Consider the following 17,881-nt stretch of genomic DNA (forward strand, 5'->3'; position numbering starts at 1 on the left):
TCAGGCCCTCCCGTCCTGCAGCGGAACACTGTTGAGTTTGGCCGTGATCGCCTGCCCGAGCTTGAGCAGCGCGAATCCGAGGCCGACGACGACCAGGGTGGAGATGATGAGGATCATCGCCATGGCCGCTCCGACAGCCCAGTTCTGTGCGGTGTTGAACTGATTGGCGATGAGCTGTCCGACCATCGAGCCGCTCGCCCCGCCGAGGACGGTTGCCGTGACGTAGTCGCCGTTGAGCGGGATGAACACGAGCAGGCAGCCGGAGACGACTCCCGGCATGGCCATCGGCAGCGTCACCCGCATGAAGGTCTTCACCTTCCCCGCGCCGAGGTCGTAGCTGGCCTCCCGCAGCTTCTTGCCGGAGGCGTCGATGGCGACGAACAGCGGCAGGATCATCAGCGGCAGATAGTTGTAGACGACGCCGATCTGCACGGCCGAGCGGGTGTAGAGGATGTCCAGCGGTCCATCGAGCAGCCCGAGACCCTGCAGCCAGTTCGACAGGAACCCGTCGGGGGAGAGCATGATCTGCCAACCGAGGGTGCGGACGAGGAAGTTCGTCCAGAACGGCACCATCACCAAAGCCAGGGCCAGGGAACGGCGGGCCGGGGAGACCTTGACCGCCAGCCAGTAGGCGAAGGGCAGGGCGATGAGCAGGCACAGGATCGTGCCGACGATCGAGATCCGCAGGGTCGCGAAGAACGTGGAGACGAAGCTTGCGCTCATCGCCTCCGGGTAGCGGTCGAAGGACAGCCGGTCGGTGGCGATGGCCGTGAACTCATCCGGTTTGTAGCCGAAGCTGTAGAAGACGATGAGTGCCAGCGGAACGATGAAGAAGAACAGCGCATAGGCCCACGTCGGAAACGACATGGCCGCCGGGCCGAAGAAACGCGGGGAGAGCCCGCGCTTGGCTGTCTCTGTGGTCGTGGTTGTGCTCATGCTCCACTCCTGGCCTGGGCGTCGGCAAAGATCTTCGTGCGGATCTGATCGGCCGGGGTCTGCTTGCTCGGTTCGAGACGGTCGAGGACCTCCTGGGCCGGGAAGATGAGGTCACGTTCGTCGAGGTCGGCTTTGACCGCCTGCTCTTCGAGCCCCTTCGTGCCGATCGGGTAGCCGATGTAGTCGAGCTGCTCGACGGCCGTGTCCGGGGAGATCATGTGGTTGATGAAGGCGTGGGCGGAGTCCGGGTGCGGAGCACCGGTGGCGATCGCCCACGTGTCCGTCCACAGGTTCGCCGACGGTGTCGGGAACACGAACTTCCAGTTCTCCGGGTCCTTGACCTCCGACAGTCCCTGCCGGGCGTCACCGTTGAACGCATGCAGCATCGTGAAGCTGCCTTGGATCATGCCGGTCGCAGCATTGCCGATATAGGCCTTGATGTTCGGGGCCAGCTGGTCGACGACGATCGTCCGGGCCCGGTCGAGTTCGTCTTCGTCCTCGGTGTTGAGGCTGACATCCATGGCGGCCAAGGCGATCGCTGAGACCTCCCACGGGTCCTCGAGCAGCGCCGTCGTGCCGGCCGCTTCCTTCTGCGCGGCGTCCACGAAGTCCTGCCAGCTGGTCAGCTCACGGTCGATCTTCGTCGTGTTGTAGACGAAGCCGGTCGTGCCCCACGCCTTACAGACGGTGTACGTGTTGTCCGGGTCGAAGTACTGGTTCTTGAAGTTGTCGTCGATGTGTTCGAAGTTCGGGATGAGCGAGAGATCGAGTTCTTGGAGCAGATCATGGTTGAGCATCTGCGGAACGTTCGATCCCGTCGGGACGACCACGTCGTAGCCGGAGGTGCCGCGTGAGGTGGAGAGCTTCGCGGCGAGTTCCTCGTTCGATCCGTACGAGTCGACCTGGACGAGCACGTCATACTTCGATTTGAACGCCTCGATGAGTTCCGGAGCATCGTAGTCGCCCCACGAGTAGAGGTTGAGCTTCGATTCGAGTTTGCCGTCGGTCGGCGGCGACGCCGCCATCTTCGTGGTCGTTCCGCACGCGCTCAGTGCGCCGAGGCCTGCGACACCGAATCCGGCCAGCAGCGCTCGCCGGCTCAACCTCGCCGAGGCGGCCCGCGGGGCCAGGAATGTCACATCGGGTCGTGTGCGGGCCATCTCAGGCACCGCCCTCGACGGCCGCGGCCGGCAGGCCAGGCTCACGGTCGTACACGGTCACGGCGTCGGCGTCCCAGCTCAGCTCCACCTCGGTGCCGGCGCTGATCGGCTCCCGCCCGGCGGCGGGGACGCGAGCGAGGATCTCGTCGTTGTCGCCGACGACGATCATGTACTGGATGACGTCGCCTAAGAACGAATACGAGATCACCGCGCCGCGTGCCGTGTTCGCGTCCCCGGAGGCCTCGCCGGCCGGGGCGACGTGCATCCGTTCGGGGCGGATGGCTGCGCGCACCCGGTCGCCGACGGTGAGATCACGGGGTTCACCGGCAGCAGTGGACGGTCTGAGTGTCAGCGTCGGGGCCGTGAGCACGGCGTTGGCCGTGCGCAGGGTCGCGGTCGTCGCATCGGTGGACGCCACCTCGGCGGAGATGAAATTCTGCTTGCCGATGAAGCCGGCGACGAAGCCGTTGTGCGGATTCGCGTAGATGTCCTCACCGGTCCCGATCTGCTGGATGACCCCGTCGTACATGACGACGATGCGGTCGCTCATCGCCAGTGCCTCGTCCTGGTCGTGGGTGACGAAGACGAAAGTCGTGTCGAGTCTCGTGTGGAGTCGTTTGAGTTCGAGCTGCATCTCCTCGCGCAGCTTCCGGTCGAGCGCGGACATCGGCTCGTCGAGGAGGAGGACCTGCGGGCGGTTGACGAGCGCCCGGGCCAGGGCGATGCGCTGCTGCTGACCGCCGGAGAGCTGTTCGGGTCTGCGTCCGGCGAAGTCCTCCATCTGAACGAGTGCCAGGGCCTCTCTGACCCGTTGGGCGATCTCCGGCTTCGGAACCTTCGCCTGCTTGAGTCCGTAGGCGATGTTGTCGGCGATGTTCATATGCGGGAAGAGCAGGTACGACTGGAACACCGTGTTGACCGGCCGGCGGTGCGGCGGCAGGGACACGATGTCCTTGCCGCCGAGCAGGATCGCCCCGTCGGTGGGGGTCTCGAAGCCGGCGATCATCCGCAGCAGGGTGGTCTTTCCGCAGCCGGAGGGGCCGAGCAGGGAGAGGAACTCGCCCTTGTGGACGTTCAAGTCGAGGCGTTCGATGGCGGTGTTGTCGCCGAAGACCTTCTTCACTCCTTGGATCTCGAGGTGGTCGAGTCCGGTCTCCGCAGAGGGCGCCGAGGTGGCTGTGCTGGTCATGATGGCCTTTCGTCGTCAGCGGGCTGAGCCGGTGGTGGTCGGTGCGGACGTGGTGGTCGGTGTCTGAGGCGGCAGATCATCGTGGACGATGCGGCCGTCGCAGATCGTCAGAACGTTGGTGATTCCGGCGATGTCGGTCGTCGGCAGTGTGAAGGGGTCGGCGCTGGCCAGGGCGAGGTTGGCCGGCTGACCGGGGCGGATGTGGCCGTTGTCGGTCGAGCGCAGGAGGTGTGCCGAGCCTGCGGTGTAGGCACGCAGTGCCGTCGTCAGGTCGATCGCCTCGTCCGGCAGCAGGGGAGAGGCGTCCGCGGCGGTCGGGTGTGAGCGGTTGAGCGCGACATGGATCGCCTCCCACGGGTTCGCCGTCGACACGGGCCAGTCCGAGCCCATCGCCAGATGGGCGCCGGTGCGGTTGAGAGACCCGAAAGGGTAGAGCCAGCCGCTGCGTTCAGCACCGAGGAACGGTAAGTTGAGGTCGATCATCTGCTCGTCATGGCAGGCCCACAGCGCCTGCAGGTTCGCGGTGATGCCGAGTTCGGCGAAGCGCGGCACATCGGCGGGATCGACGACCTGGACGTGGGCGATATGGTGGCGCCGGTCGGCGGTGTCAGCTGCGCCGGTCGTCCCGGTGCCGGCCGTGCCCTGGCCGCGGACGGCCTCAAAGGCGTCGAGGGCGGCCTTGACGGCGGCATCGCCGATCGCATGGCAGTGGATGTCGAAGCCGGCCGCATCGAGGGCCGCGAACGAGGCCTCGAGGTGGGCTTTCGTGAAATAGCTCGTTCCGAAGCCGCCGCAGGTGCACGTGTATTCGGTCGTCATCGCCGCGGTCCGGGATTCGACGATCCCGTCGAGCATGAACTTCACCGAGGTGGCGCGGAAGCGTCCGTCGGCACGGGCGAGATCGGTCAGTCGGGCCACCTCGGCGTCGATGTCGGTGACCCCGCGCGGCCACCACAGGCTGCCGACGACCTCGGAATGGAGCTCGCCGGTCTCCGCCGCCCCGGCGTAGGTGCCGTACGGGTCGCGGTGACCGCCGTAGTCGCCGACGATGGCGTCCATCCACGCAGTCACACCGAGGGAGTTGAGATAGCGCTGGCCTTCGCGCAGGCCGGCCAGGACCTCCTCGTCGGAGGCGGCGGGAACGTGGGCTGAAACGAGGTCGATGGCCGATTCGTGCAGGCACCCGGTGGGTCGACCGGTCGAATCGGTGACGATGATGCCGCCGGCAGGGGCCGTCGACGTCTCGTCGAGTCCGGCCGCGGTCATCGCCTGCGTGTTCACCCATGCCGAATGGTGGTCGGCGCTGAGCAGGATCGCGGGCCGATCGGGGCAGGCCGCGTCGAGGATGTCGGCACTCGGGTCTCCTCCGGGGAAGTGGGCCATCGACCAACCGCCGCCGATGACCCAGTCGTTCGCAGGGTCGGTCGCGCCGTCATGACGGGGCGTCTCGGCGACATAGTCGCGGATCATCTGCAGCGCCGCCTCGAGGCTGTCGGCTCCGCTGATATCGCAGGCCAGGGCCTCCTGGCCGCCGAAGGTCGTGTGCACATGCGCATCGACGAATCCGGGAGTGAGCAGCTTGCCGGCGGCGGTGATCGTGCGCGCGGCGGGCACCGCTGCGGGACCGGTGCCGATCTCGGCGACGATCCCGTCGCGGATGCTCACGCGATCCTCGGGGCGCAGAGCCTCACCGTCGAAGATCGCGACGTCGAGGATGTCGAGGTCCATCGGTGCCTCCCGGCTGCTGTGTCGTGGCAGAGGCGGATCGCAGAGTCCGCCCTCTAAGTGTGTTGTGGATCACTGTGAGGTCACCTTGGCGGAAGTTCTTCCCCGATTCCACTGATTCCGTTGCCGAATTGCGGCTATGTTGATGGAAACTGCAATGCAGATTGCCAGTGATGCTGAATCAGCGTCTCATTCCGCGATATTCGCACAGTAGTTGTTGGCGGCTCGGCTGTCGGCGACAGCGGGCGCGAGGTGGCCGGGGAGTCTCTGGGAACGACGAAGCCGCGGGGCACCGACTGTGCGTCGGTGCCCCGCGGCTCACGTGCCGGCGCTCTGGGGCGCGCAGGGTCTCAGGCGGGGAACGTCTCCCCGGTGAGCTTCTCGAAGGCCTCGATATAGCGGGCGCGGGTCTTCTCGACCACCTCGGCGGGCAGTGCCGGGGGAGGAGTGTCCGACGCCTTGTCCCACCCGGATTCGTCGGTCAGCCAGTCGCGGACGAACTGCTTGTCGAAGCTCGACTGAGTCTTGCCGGCCTCATAGCCCGCGGCGTCCCAGAAGCGAGAGGAGTCAGGGGTGAGCACCTCGTCGCCGAGGACGATCGTGCCATCGGACAGGGCTCCGAACTCGAACTTCGTATCGGCCAGGATGATCCCGCGTTCCCGAGCGATCTGCTCGGCACGCTGGTAGATCTCCACGGTCAGATCGCGCAGCTTCTCCGCCGTCTCCGTCCCGACGGTCTCGGCGACGGCGGAGAAGCTGACGTTCTCATCGTGGTCTCCGAGCTCGGCCTTCGTCGCCGGAGTGAAGATCGGGGGCTCGAGGCGGTCGGCCTCGACGAGCCCGGCCGGCAGTTGGATGCCGCACACGGACCCGGTGGCCCGGTAGTCGGACATTCCCGAACCGGTGAGGTAGCCGCGGGCGACGCACTCGACGGGGAACATGGAGAGATTCTGCACGATCAGCCCGCGCCCGGCCACGGCGGCCGGCACATCCGAGCTGATGACATGGTTGCCGATGACATCGGCGAGCTGATCGAACCACCACAGGCTCAGGCCGGTGAGCACCTTGCCCTTGTCCGGGATCTCCGAATCGAGCACCCAGTCGTAGGCGGAGATGCGGTCCGAGGCGACCATGAGCAGCTGCTCGGCGCTCGCGGCATCGGCGGCGTCGGCGGGAATGTAGAGGTCGCGGACCTTCCCCGAATACACATGCTTCCAGCCCGGCAGCACCGGGGCGACCGGGGCGGGGGCGGCGTAGCCGGAAGCGAGCTCGATGCGCCCGGCGGCGGCTGCCTCGGCGATATCGGTGCGATGCTGCTCGCCGTCCCATGCGATCTCGTCGACCGCGGCATAGGCCCTCGCGCGGGCATCGTCGAGGTCGTCACCGAGGGAGACGACGGAGAGCACACGGCCGCCGGAGGTGACGATGTCACCGGTCTCGGCGATGTCCTTCGTGATCACGGCGTCCTCGGGGGCGAATCCGCCGCTGGGGCCGGTCGCGAGCTTCGTGCCCGCGTGCAGGACGCTGACGTCGGGCAGGGCCGCGGCGGTGTCGAGCCCGCGGATGATGTCCCCGGTGCTCGGCGTGGCCGGGTAGTTCTCGGCGGCCATGACCACGGTCACCGAGGAGCGCTGATCCCATTCGAGGGCCGCGACCTCGTTGAGGCGCCCCTCGGCGGCGGCGAGCAGCGTCTGCCCCAGGGGGCTGGCCAGCCGGGCGAGCACGGACTGCGTCTCCGGATCGCCGAAGCGGACGTTGAACTCGATGACGCGCAGGCCTTTCGACGTCAGCGCCAGACCGCAGTAGAGCAGACCGGTGAACGGGGTGCCGCGGCGGGCCATCTCATCGACGACGGGTTGGGCGACGGTGTCGACGATCTCCTCGACCGTGCCGGCGGGCAACCATGGCAACGGCGAATATGCGCCCATTCCGCCCGTGTTCGGGCCGGTGTCGCCGTCGCCGATGCGTTTGAAGTCCTGCGCCGGGGCCAGGGGGACGGTGGTCGTGCCGTCGCAGAGGACGAACAGGGACACCTCGGGGCCGTCGAGGTAGTCCTCGATGACGACGCGATCGGAGACCTCGAGGCAGGAGCTCGCATGCGCCAGCGCGGCATCGAGGTCATCGGTGACGACGACTCCCTTGCCGGCGGCCAGGCCATCGGCCTTGACCACGTGCGGGGCACCGAATTCGCGCAGCGCGGCGGCGGCCTCATCGGTCGAATAGGCGACGACGGTGCGGGCAGTCGGCACGTTCGCGGACTCCATGACCTCCTTCGCGAACGCCTTGGAGCCTTCGAGGTGTGCGGCGTCCGCGCTGGGGCCGAACACGGGGAAGGAGGCTTCGCGCAGAGCATCCGCAACACCGGCGACCAGCGGGGCTTCGGGCCCGATGACGACGAGGTCGACGTCGAGGGTCTCGGCCAGCGCGGTCACGGCGGCGGCATCCGAGGCGTCGACGGCCTCGGTGTGGGCGATCTGCGCGATCCCGGGATTGCCGGGAGCGGCGATGACGGCGTCGACCTGCGGGTCGCGCGAGAGAGCAAGGACGAGGGCGTGTTCACGGGCGCCCGAACCGATGACAAGAACCTTCACGCCACCAGCCTAAAGGGTCGTAGGCTTGAGTGCGTGACCCTCTCGACTTTCACTCCCGCCCAAGCCGCCGAGCTCGCAGTCGTCGAGCGCTCCGGGTTCATCGAATCCCGACACATCGGGTCCGCCGTGGTCCTGGCCCCGGACGGATCACCGCTGATCAGTCTCGGCGCCCCGGAGGCAGCCGTGTTCACCCGTTCCAGTCTCAAACCGCTGCAGGCGATCGCCGCGATGAGCCTCGGCGCGCAGCTGACAGGTCCTGCCGCGGCCCTGGCGACCGCCTCGCACAAGTCCGAGGCCGGGCACGTCGAGGTCGTCGAATCGATGCTCGCGGCCGCCGGGCTGAGCGTGTCCGACCTGCAGTGCCCGTCCGCCCATCCCGCCGACGGAGCCTTCCGCCGCGAACTGCAGGAGCGTGCACGGGCTCGTTCAGATGCGGACACCGACCCGTGCTCGCCTCTGTACTTCAACTGCTCCGGCAAACACGCGGCGTTCCTCGCCGCCGCCCGTGCCATCGGTGCCGACACCTCCAGCTACCTGTCCCCGGACCATCCCGTGCAGCAGAAGGTCGCCGAGGTGGTCGCCGCCTTCGCCTCCGAGCACCCGTCCGCGGTCGGCATCGACGGCTGCGGGGCTCCCGTGTTCGCGCTCAGCCTCACCGGACTGGCCCGCGCGGTCGGCCGCATCGTCCGGATGGGCAGCACCGACGGCGCCGCCGAGGCGTCAACAGAGGCATGGGCCGCGTATGAGGACGAGGCGCGCACCCTCACCGAGGCGGTCTTCGCCGACCCGTGGGCGATCGAGGGCCACGGCCGACCGAACTCGACCGTCATCGACCGGCTCGGCGTCTTCGCCAAGGGCGGGGCCGAAGGCGTCATCGTCATGGCCACCCGAACCGGGTATTCGGTGGCGGTGAAATGCCTCGACGGGTCCTCGCGGGCGACCGGGCTCGTGGCGCTGACCCTGCTCCAGCGGGCCGGAGCGTTCGCTGCCGGGCCGGGAGCCGCCTCGGCGCCGGAGGACGACACGGTCGACTCCGTGATCGCGGCGATCACGGACACGGTCACCGGGGGCACGGATTCCGAGGGGCGGACGGACGTTGTCGGACGCCTGGAGCTCGGGGAAGATATTGCCACAATCGGTGAGAGGAAGAGGGACTGATGGCGATTCGCAGAAGGATCGACCCCGATCAGGGGCGCAGCGCACTCGAGTTGTGGCTGACTCAGGCGAGGCTCGATGCGGCCCCGGCCGACCGGTCGACCACCGCCACCGCCGTGCGTTTCACCCTCGAGGAACTCGCCTCCCGCGCCGAAGGCAACAGCGTCGAGGTCCGGGTCCCGCCCTTCGGGGTCACGCAGTGCATCGCCGGACCCCGGCACACCCGCGGCACCCCGCCGAACGTCGTCGAAACCTCCGCCGAGGTGTGGCTGAGCCTGGCCACCGGACGCACCGACTTCGCCACCGCGCTCGCCGCCGGAGACATCGACGCCTCGGGAACCCGAGCCGACCTCGGCGACTTCCTGCCCCTCTTCACCACCGCAGAACTCGAGGCCTGAGCATGAGCGCACAGATCACACAGACGACGTCGTTCATCGGCGGGCGGCATGTGCCGTCCCTGCTCACCTACGCGAATATCGACCCGGCGACCGGCGGCCAGCTCGGCGACATCGCCCGCGCCGGAGCCGACGAGGTCGACCGAGCCGTGCGGGTGGCGGCGAAGGCGCAGCAGGAATGGAAGCGCTCGAGCCCCGAACAGCGCTCCCGTCTGCTCATCGCCACCGCGGCCGTCATCACCGCCAACCGCGACGATCTGGCCCGCATCGAATCCGAGGACACGGGCAAACCGCTGACCCAGGCCTATGCCGACGTCGACGTGTGCGCCCGCTACTTCGAGTTCTACGGCCACACCATCGAGTCCTACTACGGTCACGCGATCCCGCTGGCCGAGGACATGCACGTCTACACGCGGCGGGAGCCCTTCGGCGTCACCGGCCACATCGTGGCCTGGAACTATCCGCTCCAGCTCATCGGCCGCGCCGCCGCCACCTCGCTGGCCACCGGCAACTGCGCCGTGGCCAAACCCGCGGATGAGACCCCGCGGTCGACCGTGCGACTGGCCGAACTCATCCACTCCGTCGGCTTCCCGGCCGGAGCCTTCAACGTCGTCACCGGACTCGGCGCCGAGGCGGGAGCGGCGTTGAGCGCCCACCCCGGGGTGGCACATCTGGGCTTCGTCGGGTCGACGCAGACCGGTTCGGCCATCGCCCACGCCGCCGCCGAGAGGGTCGTGCCCACGGTCCTCGAACTCGGTGGGAAGTCCGCGAACATCGTCTTCCCCGATGCCGATGTCGATGCGGCCGTTCCGTCGCTCGTGCGCTCGATCATCCAGAACGCCGGGCAGACCTGCTCGGCCGGCTCCCGGCTCATCGTCCACCGCGACATCCACGCCGAGGTGGTCGAGAAGATGGCCGCGGCCATGGCAGCCGTGACCATCGGCTACGGCCTCGACGACCCGATGCTCGGCCCCCTGATCTCGGCCAAGCAGCACGATCGGGTGGGCGGGTTCCTCTCCGAGGTCGATTCCGGGCAGATCGTCACCGGCGGCACCCGGCCCGACGGCCTGGCCGACGACCTCGCCGCCGGGGCGTTCATCACCCCCACCATCGTCGACTCCGTCGACCCGCAGTCGCGGATCGCCCAGGAGGAGGTCTTCGGTCCCGTCGTCGTGACCCTGCCGTTCGCCGACGACGATGAAGCCGTGGCCCTGGCCAACGGCACCGACTACGGGCTGGTCACGGCTCTGTGGACGCAGAACATCTCCCGTGCCCACCGGCTGGCCGCCGAGGTCGACGCCGGTCAGATCTTCGTCAACACCTACGGTGCCGGCGGGGGAGTCGAACTGCCCTTCGGCGGGTTCAAGAAGTCCGGCTACGGGCGCGAGAAGTCCATCGAAGCCCTCGACGAATACACGCAGACGAAGACCGTCGCCATCAAGCTGTGACAGTGCCGACGAGGCCGGTGCTGAGGTGACCTTCCCCGTCCTCGGGCTCGTCCTCATCGCCGCGATCGCCCACGCCGTGTGGAACCTCGCCGCGAAGTCCGTCACCGGCAAGGGCTTTGCCTTCGTGCTCGGCTACCACGGGCTCTCGGCGATCCTGCTCGCCCCGGTCGCGGCCGTCATCATCGCCACCGGCGCGCAGCCGCTGAACTGGGGGCTGGTCGGCGCGGCGGCACTGAGCGCGGTGTTCCACATCGCCTACTCGGTGGCTCTGCAGTCCGGCTACGACCACGCGCCGCTGGGCGTCGTCTATCCGACGGCGCGCGGCACCGGGCCGGTCGTGACGATCATCATCGCCGTGGCCCTCCTGGGTGAGCGTCCCACCCTCGCCGAGGGGCTCGGAGCCTTCACCGTCATCGCCGGAATCGCTGTCGTCACGATCCGCCCCCGCGGTGGCGGGGACGGTCCCACCACCAGCGACGGTCTGCGGCGCGGCCTGGCGTGGGGTGGGCTGATCGGGGCGTTCATCGCCTCGTACACGCTCTGGGACGACTTCGCGGTCAACCATGTCAGCGACTCCCCGCTGCTGTACTTCGCCGTCTCCGAAGCCTGTGTCGGAGTGATCATGACCGCGGGAGCGTTCACCCTGCCCGGAGGTCGGGACCGGCGTGCGGACCTGCGTGAGATCCTGAGGAACCACAAGCGGGCACTCGTGGCCGTGGCGATCCTCTCGCCCCTGGCGTATGTGCTCGTCCTCTACGCGATGCAGCAGGCGCCGGTGGCGCTCGTGGCTCCCGTCCGAGAGACCTCGATCATCGTCGGCACCCTGCTGGCCTGGTGGTTCTTCGGGGAGAGGGACGTGCTGCTCAAACTCGTCGGTGCCCTCGTCGTGGTCGCAGGCATCGGGCTCATCGCACTCGGCTGACGGGGCTGCGGCTCAGCGGCGACGGCCGGGCTGACGGCGGTTGACCCGCACCACCCGCACCGGACACACGGTGTGCGAGAGCACGCCCTGCGACGTCGACCCGAGGATGGTGGAGATGAAGCCGCCGCGGCCACGGGAGCCGATGACCATGAGATCGGCGGTGTACGTGGCGGACACGAGCACCTCGGTGGCGGGAGCATCGAAGATCGAGTACCGCACCTCGAGGTCGGGGAAATCGGTCGTGAGCGAATCGGCTGCGGCGGTGAAGGCCTTCGCCGCTTCGTCGTACATCCGGATGAGATGCTCTTCGCTGGGCATCCACTCCGGCGAGAGGATGTGCGTGGCGGTGACCCCGACGAGGCGCAGCGGAACACCGTAGATCGTGGCCTGCGAGGCCGCTGCGCGCAGCACCGGGGTGTCGGTTTCGAAGGGATCGACGGCGGCGACGACCTCCCCGGAGAAGTCGGGGCGTGAACCGGTCGCCGCCTCGGCGGCAGGATCATCCGTCGTGCGGACGGGATCATCGACGGGCAGGGGAGTCGTGGGCATGACCCGGGTGGGCCAGGTGCTCGGGACGACGACGGTGGGGCACTGCGAGTGCGCGGGCATCGCCAGGGCCACGGACCCGAGGAGGCGACCGGCGAACCCGCCGCGACCGCGCGCCCCGACGACGGCGAGGGCGGCGTTCTTCGAATGCTCGACCATCACTCCGGAGGCGTCACCGGGCACGATCGTCGTCGACACGGGAACGCCGGCCTTCGTGACGGTGGCGGCGGCCGCCTCGGCGATGTCTTCGACGGTCTTCTTCACGGCGCTGTCGAAGTCGGCGGGGTAGACGATATCGGCCTGGCTCATATTGACGCCGGGGACGGTGTAGGCGGAGACGATGCGGATCTCTGCGGAGGTCTTCTGTGCGTGTGTGATCGCCCACTGCAGGGCGCATTCGGCGTTGTCGGAACCGTCGATGCCGACGATGATCGTGTGGGACATATCGCAAACCTCTATCTTCAGTGACCGTCAATCTGGGTGAGTCCAGTTTAGTTGTGTCCAGTTTATGGGAACTGGCCTGAGACTGCCTGGGAGGAACATCGAGCTGACTCGACTAGACTGTTCGCGACCTGTTGTTCCGGGGCCATCCCGGCGTTTCATCGGCCTCAAGGCCACGTGTCCAAGGAGATCATGAAGGATCAGATCGACGTCTCCGTCCGTCGCAGCCCAAAGTACCCGGTGTTCATGGGCATCGGCGCGGTGCTCGGCATCGTGCTTGCTGGAATCCTCGCGGTCTTCGTCGACCCGGACGATATGCCGATGGGCTACACGGTGGCCAAGGGACTGGGCCTGCTGCTGCTCGTCCTCGGGATCGGCGGACTGTTCCTCGGTGGGCTCGTCGCGCTCATCCTCGACTGGCGGGGACGGAAGAAGTCGAAGGAGTTCCGGGTCGGTGCGCAGATCGACATGGTCGACGACCCGAAGGAGATCGCGCGCCGTCGCATCGCCGAAGCCCGCGGGGAGGTCCCCGATGCCGGTGCCGACGAAGGTGCGGCCGCCTCGGCGAACACGGAGTCCGCGCCCGCAGACGATACGCATGCTCAGCCCGCAGCCGACGACGAGGACGATGTGGGAACCGGACGGGATTCGGCCCCCGGTTCCACAGTCTGAGCACCGGGTCAGAGCGCAGCTGCGGGTATGAGACAATTTCACTCGTGGCAAGAGGAGACGGGCAGCTGACGCACGAAATCGACCCCCAGGACCGCGGACCGCAGGACGAATGCGGTGTGTTCGGAGTCTGGGCCCCCGGCGAGGAAACCGCCAAACTCACATACTTCGGGCTCTACGCCCTGCAGCACCGCGGACAGGAGTCCGCGGGAATCGCTGCCAGCAACGGCAAGCAGATCCTCATCTACCGCGACATGGGCCTGGTCTCCCAGGTGTTCCACGAACGCGATCTCGAGCTCCTGCAGGGCCATATCGCCGTCGGCCACACCCGGTATTCGACGACCGGATCACCGTCGTTCGAGAACGCTCAGCCCACCCTGGGGCCGACCCCATTCGGCACCGTGGCGCTGGCCCACAACGGCAATCTGACGAACTTCGACGCCCTCGAAGCCATGGCCGATGCCCGCCGCGACCACGCGACGAAGGTCGTCGAGGAGGCCACGAAGAAGTCGGCCCGCACCCGGCCCTTCCGTGATTCCTCGAATGACACCTCCCTGGTCACCGAGCTCTTCGCGACCGAAGACGGAGAGAACCTCACCGAGGCGGCGCTGAGTCTGCTGCCGCATGTCGAAGGCGCGTTCTCGCTGGTCTACATGGACGAGCACACCCTCTACGCCGCGCGTGACCGGCACGGGGTCCGACCCCTGTCGCTGGGCCGGCTGGAGAACGGCTGGGTCGTGGCCTCGGAGACCGCGGCACTCGACATCGTCGGTGCTAAGTTCGTCCGCGACATCGAACCCGGTGAGCTCATCGCCATCGACGAAGACGGTCTGCGTTCGCACCGCTTCGCCGAACCGAGCCAAGCTCGCTGCGTCTTCGAATACGTCTACCTCGCGCGTCCCGACAGCAAGCTCAACGGCAAGAACGTCCATGCCGCGCGCACCCAGATGGGCCGGCAGCTGGCCGAGGAGTACCCGGTCGACGCCGACCTCGTCATCGCCACCCCAGAATCCGGCACCCCGGCGGCCGTCGGCTATGCCGAAGCCTCGGGCATCCCGTTCGGTCAGGGGCTGATGAAGAACGCCTATGTCGGCCGCACCTTCATCCAGCCCTCGCAGACCCTGCGACAGCTGGGCATCCGCCTCAAGCTCAACCCGATCCGGGAGAACATCGAGGGCAGGCGCCTCATCGTCGTCGACGATTCGATCGTGCGCGGCAACACACAGCGGGCGCTGGTGCGGATGCTGCGGGAGGCCGGAGCGGCAGAGGTCCATGTGCGCATCTCCTCCCCGCCGGTGAAGTGGCCGTGCTTCTACGGAATCGACTTCGCCACCCGTGCCGAACTCATCGCCAACGGACTGACGACGAATGAGATCTGCGAGAACCTCGGCGCGGATTCTCTGGGCTATATCTCTCTGGACGGCATGATCGCCGCCACCCAGCAGGAGCGCAGCCAGCTGTGCACCGCCTGCTTCTCGGGCGAATACCCGATTCCCGTCAACGACACCCCCGCCGACAAAGGATGCTGAGTTGAGTTCCGACGCGAACCCGAAGTCCACCACCTATGCCGCCGCAGGCGTCGACGTCGAGGCGGGAGACCGCGCCGTCGAACTCATGAAGGCCGCGGTCTCGGCCACCCACAACTCCTCGGTCGTCGGCGGGATGGGCGGATTCGCCGGACTCTTCGACGTCTCCGTGCTCAAGGACTTCGAACGTCCGCTGCTCGCCTCGTCAACCGATGGCGTCGGCACGAAGGTCGCCATCGCGCAGGCCATGGATAAGCACGACACCATCGGCTACGACCTCGTCGGCATGGTTGTCGACGACATCATCGTCTGCGGTGCCCGGCCTCTGTTCATGACCGACTACATCGCCTGCGGCAAGGTCGTGGCCGAACGCATCGCCGATATCGTGCGCGGAATCGCTGACGCCTGCGCCTCGGCCGGTGTCGCACTGGTCGGTGGGGAGACCGCCGAACACCCGGGTCTGCTCGGGGCCGATGAGTATGATGTCGCCGGTGCCGCCACCGGAGTCGTCGAAGCCTCGAAGCTGCTCGGGCCCGAGAAGGTCCGCGCCGGGGACGTGCTCATCGGTCTGCCGTCTTCGGGCATCCACTCCAACGGATACTCCCTGGTCCGCCATATCATCGCCGAGGCGGGATGGGGCCTGGACAGGCAGGTCCCGGAGTTCGGCCGCACCCTCGGTGAGGAGCTGCTCGTTCCCACCCATGTCTACACCGGCGAACTCGCCGCTCTCTTCGACGCACTGCCCGATGCCGTCCATTCGGTCTCGCACGTCACCGGCGGGGGACTGTCGGCCAATGTGGCCAGGGTGCTTCCGCAGGGTCTGGTCGCGAGGATATCGCGGGCCTCATGGGAGATCCCGGCCGTGTTCTCCGTGCTCGGCGAGCTCGGCGGAGTGCCGCAGGGCGACCGTGAACGCACCTGGAACCTCGGCGTCGGCATGGTCCTCGTCGTCGACGCAGCATCCGCCGACGGTGTCCTCGCCGCGAGCCCCGGAGCCTGGGTGCTCGGCGACGTCGCCGCCGATGACGGATCTCTGGCGACCGATCCCTACTATGTGCAGGGCGCCAAAGGCGTCGACGGGGGTGCTGCGATCCTGCAGTAAGGGCCGCGGTCGCCGTGCCCCGCACCTTGCTGCGCGGCTTCCCTCACCGAAACTCTCACACCCTCGTGTTCCTGCACGGGGGTGTGCTGCTTGCGGTGCGTGATGGCCAGGTAGGCGGAGAAATTGCACGTAACGGTGCGTGATGCGCGTGAGGGCACGGCCGCCTCGGCGAGGGATGCCCGGGCGTACGACAGAGGGCGGGGACCGAAGTCCCCGCCCTCTGTGCGTGTCAGATCAGCCGTGCGCGGCTGGACTCATCCGAGTTCAGTCCTCGTCCTCGTCGTCATCGTCGACATTGTACTTGTCGGCGTAATCCGAGTAGTCGGGTTCATCGTCGTACGGATCGGACGGACCGGACTTGCTCGCGTCGGCGCCCAGCTCCTGCTGGAGTCTATTAAGGTCGGTATCCGGGCTGTAGTACTTCAGCTTCCGAGCTACCTTGATCTGCTTTGCCTTTGCGCGGCCGCGACCCACTGGCGTGACCCCCTCCGTCGTCGATGGGACCGATTGCCCCGGACTAGATCTCTGCTATGCGCTTAAATCCTACCTGTTCATACTGGGAAGTTCCATTTTGTGAGTGGACCTTGGATAGGCTGAACCCATGGCTTACCGTCGCGATTATGTCGTCACCCTGCGGATCTTCGAACCTCTTGTGGTGCATTCCGAATTGCAAGACAGGCAGGTGGAGGACAACCGGTCACGCATCGAGGAGCAGATTTCTCACGACGCTGACAAGCGCTTGATCTCTCTGCCCCCGTCGCCCGTGGCTGATTCGTTTCGGCGCACTCCGATCTTCCTTCCGGCGTCTCAGACCGCGGACGGGGTCGACCGTTTCTGCCCTGCTCAGGAGGACATCCGGGGGTGGGAGGCGCTCGATTCGCTGGCCGAGCACACCTCGAAGGCGACCTTGGACATCGTCGCTCCGAAGTCTGCTCGCCGGCGTGCTGCCAGCCGTCGTGCGGAGTGGCTGCAGGATGCCAAGGACACGCGGATCTTCACCCGCGTCTCTGCCTGGGACGTGCCGCCGTCGTGGTGGCTGTTCTTCTCCCTGACCGAGGATCAGATCATCACCGAGGAGACCGACGAGGGCCTGCGGGTGCTCATCCGTACGGATATCCTGGCCGCCTCGGCGCGGATGGAATGGGCCTCGGAGACGATTGCGGACACCTCGAAGGTCGTCGATATGGTCGAGCAGACCTCGGTTCTGGCCGAGTGGATCGACACCTTCGATATGAACTCGATCCTCGAGCTCGACCTCGGCGGGATGTCGGATGTGCTGTGGCCGAGCGAAGCCGCCGAACTCGTCGACTCGTGGGTCACGGCACTGAGCAACAACGATTCCGAGTCCGCGGTCGCCGCCTTCCAGAAGTATGCGGCCGGCTGGGAGCAGCTCAACCTCTACGCCCGCAGCTCCTGACCCCTCTTACTACCCGACGGCGGCCCAGCAACCTCGTGTGGAAACTCGCGACCTTGCTGACAACCTCACTCATTACCTTGCTGACAACCTCGCTCACCAGCGTGCTGACAACCTGACTCACTAGGTTGCAGACACTCTGGGCGGGGTTGTCTTTTCTTCAGTGACATATCGTGACGGTCCGGTCAGCTGGTGCCTCGGATGGGAAATGCTTGAGCAGATAGTCATGCTGTTTCGTCAGCCACGTCTTCGTAGCTCCACGCATTCTGGCTCCAACGACTCTCCACAACGGATACCGCCTGACTGTTTCAGCGGTGCGAATTGGCAGCGGAAAATACACCGCTTCCTCACCAGTGGTCGGGTCGAACAAGGTGTAAGCGTCCTCGGTGACCACTGACTGATAGGTCCCGACCAGGGATTTCGGTACTCCGAGTCCGACAGCGTGGACATAGAGCTGTGGATTGCCCGCGGCAATCACAACACGGTCTGGCACTGCATCGGCGGCTTCTGGAAAGGGTTCGCCGGCAAACCTGTGCTGATCGGGAAGTGGTTGGTTCAACGCGGCCTGAACTCGGCGGCGTTGAGCATACTCACGTGCGATCGCTTCGACCTCAGTGCGCGGGATCGGTGTGCCGTTTGAGGGAGTATGCACGGCGGCTTCC

The 17,881-nt window shown here is 67.1% G+C and carries 16 protein-coding genes; 8 read left to right on the forward strand and 8 right to left on the reverse strand.

Annotated elements, in window-relative coordinates; translation table 11 throughout:
* From BLIN9172_RS16045 to purD, 5 genes are all read right to left on the reverse strand, one after another.
* Positions 1-936 (reverse strand): ABC transporter permease, encoded by a 936-nt coding sequence (locus BLIN9172_RS16045; protein WP_101555947.1) that lies wholly within the window; start codon positions 934-936, stop codon positions 1-3.
* A complete protein-coding gene (locus BLIN9172_RS16050) occupies positions 933-2,096 on the reverse strand; it encodes a polyamine ABC transporter substrate-binding protein (RefSeq protein WP_170286950.1) in 1,164 nt (387 codons plus the stop codon). Before BLIN9172_RS16050 ends, BLIN9172_RS16045 begins: the two co-directional genes overlap by 4 nt.
* Before the next feature lies 1 nt (position 2,097).
* A complete protein-coding gene (locus BLIN9172_RS16055; RefSeq protein ID WP_101555949.1) occupies positions 2,098-3,285 on the reverse strand; it encodes an ABC transporter ATP-binding protein in 1,188 nt (395 codons plus the stop codon).
* A gap of 15 nt (positions 3,286-3,300) precedes the next feature.
* The gene (locus BLIN9172_RS16060; RefSeq protein WP_101555950.1) at positions 3,301-5,013 is read right to left on the reverse strand and encodes an amidohydrolase; all 1,713 of its coding nucleotides are present in this window, start codon (positions 5,011-5,013) and stop codon (positions 3,301-3,303) included.
* A 347-nt stretch (positions 5,014-5,360) separates the two neighbouring features.
* Positions 5,361-7,601 carry a phosphoribosylamine--glycine ligase gene (gene purD, locus BLIN9172_RS16065; protein ID WP_101555951.1) on the reverse strand — a complete coding sequence of 747 codons (2,241 nt, stop codon included), beginning with the start codon at positions 7,599-7,601 and terminating at the stop codon, positions 5,361-5,363.
* A gap of 33 nt (positions 7,602-7,634) precedes the next feature.
* Here purD and BLIN9172_RS16070 point away from each other — a divergent pair, with 33 nt between their 5' ends.
* Genes BLIN9172_RS16070 through BLIN9172_RS16085 form a run of 4 tightly spaced genes read left to right on the forward strand, consistent with a single transcriptional unit; the run spans position 7,635 to position 11,521 of the window.
* Positions 7,635-8,759, forward strand: a complete 1,125-nt coding sequence (locus tag BLIN9172_RS16070; protein WP_101555952.1) for an asparaginase — start codon at positions 7,635-7,637, stop codon at positions 8,757-8,759.
* Positions 8,759-9,154: a sterol carrier family protein gene (locus tag BLIN9172_RS16075; protein WP_101555953.1), complete on the forward strand. Its 396-nt coding sequence runs from the start codon at positions 8,759-8,761 to the stop codon at positions 9,152-9,154. The genes BLIN9172_RS16070 and BLIN9172_RS16075 overlap by 1 nt, the downstream gene beginning before the upstream one ends.
* Positions 9,155-9,156: 2 nt before the next feature.
* Positions 9,157-10,599, forward strand: coding sequence for an aldehyde dehydrogenase family protein (locus tag BLIN9172_RS16080; RefSeq protein WP_101555954.1), 1,443 nt, complete (start codon positions 9,157-9,159; stop codon positions 10,597-10,599).
* Positions 10,600-10,624: 25 nt separating this feature from the next.
* Entirely contained in the window at positions 10,625-11,521 is an 897-nt protein-coding gene (locus BLIN9172_RS16085) for an EamA family transporter (protein WP_101555955.1), read from the forward strand.
* A gap of 12 nt (positions 11,522-11,533) precedes the next feature.
* On the opposite strand, the gene BLIN9172_RS16090 is transcribed toward BLIN9172_RS16085, so the two are convergent.
* Positions 11,534-12,511, reverse strand: coding sequence for a universal stress protein (locus BLIN9172_RS16090; protein ID WP_101555956.1), 978 nt, complete (start codon positions 12,509-12,511; stop codon positions 11,534-11,536).
* A gap of 189 nt (positions 12,512-12,700) precedes the next feature.
* Here BLIN9172_RS16090 and BLIN9172_RS16095 point away from each other — a divergent pair, with 189 nt between their 5' ends.
* Genes BLIN9172_RS16095 through purM form a run of 3 tightly spaced genes read left to right on the forward strand, consistent with a single transcriptional unit; the run spans position 12,701 to position 15,805 of the window.
* Positions 12,701-13,180: a hypothetical protein gene (locus tag BLIN9172_RS16095; RefSeq protein WP_180956984.1), complete on the forward strand. Its 480-nt coding sequence runs from the start codon at positions 12,701-12,703 to the stop codon at positions 13,178-13,180.
* 44 nt (positions 13,181-13,224) lie between these two features.
* On the forward strand, positions 13,225-14,706 hold the full coding sequence (gene purF, locus BLIN9172_RS16100; RefSeq protein ID WP_101555957.1) for an amidophosphoribosyltransferase: 1,482 nt from the start codon (positions 13,225-13,227) through the stop codon (positions 14,704-14,706).
* A gap of 1 nt (position 14,707) precedes the next feature.
* On the forward strand, positions 14,708-15,805 hold the full coding sequence (purM, locus tag BLIN9172_RS16105) for a phosphoribosylformylglycinamidine cyclo-ligase (protein WP_101555958.1): 1,098 nt from the start codon (positions 14,708-14,710) through the stop codon (positions 15,803-15,805).
* Between the two features lie 264 nt (positions 15,806-16,069).
* Here the strand turns inward: purM and BLIN9172_RS16110 are convergent, their stop codons facing one another.
* Entirely contained in the window at positions 16,070-16,279 is a 210-nt protein-coding gene (locus BLIN9172_RS16110; RefSeq protein ID WP_101555959.1) for a DUF3073 domain-containing protein, read from the reverse strand.
* A gap of 127 nt (positions 16,280-16,406) precedes the next feature.
* On the opposite strand from BLIN9172_RS16110, the gene BLIN9172_RS16115 reads away from it, so the two are divergent.
* Positions 16,407-17,222, forward strand: coding sequence for a DUF8083 family protein (locus BLIN9172_RS16115; protein ID WP_101555960.1), 816 nt, complete (start codon positions 16,407-16,409; stop codon positions 17,220-17,222).
* Positions 17,223-17,379: 157 nt separating this feature from the next.
* Here the strand turns inward: BLIN9172_RS16115 and BLIN9172_RS18235 are convergent.
* A partial coding sequence (locus BLIN9172_RS18235) for a hypothetical protein (RefSeq protein ID WP_180956960.1) occupies positions 17,380-17,881 on the reverse strand: 502 nt, incomplete at its 5' end.

It is taken from the genome of Brevibacterium linens ATCC 9172, from assembly GCF_900169165.1.
Classification (GTDB): Bacteria; Actinomycetota; Actinomycetes; order Actinomycetales; family Brevibacteriaceae; genus Brevibacterium; species Brevibacterium linens.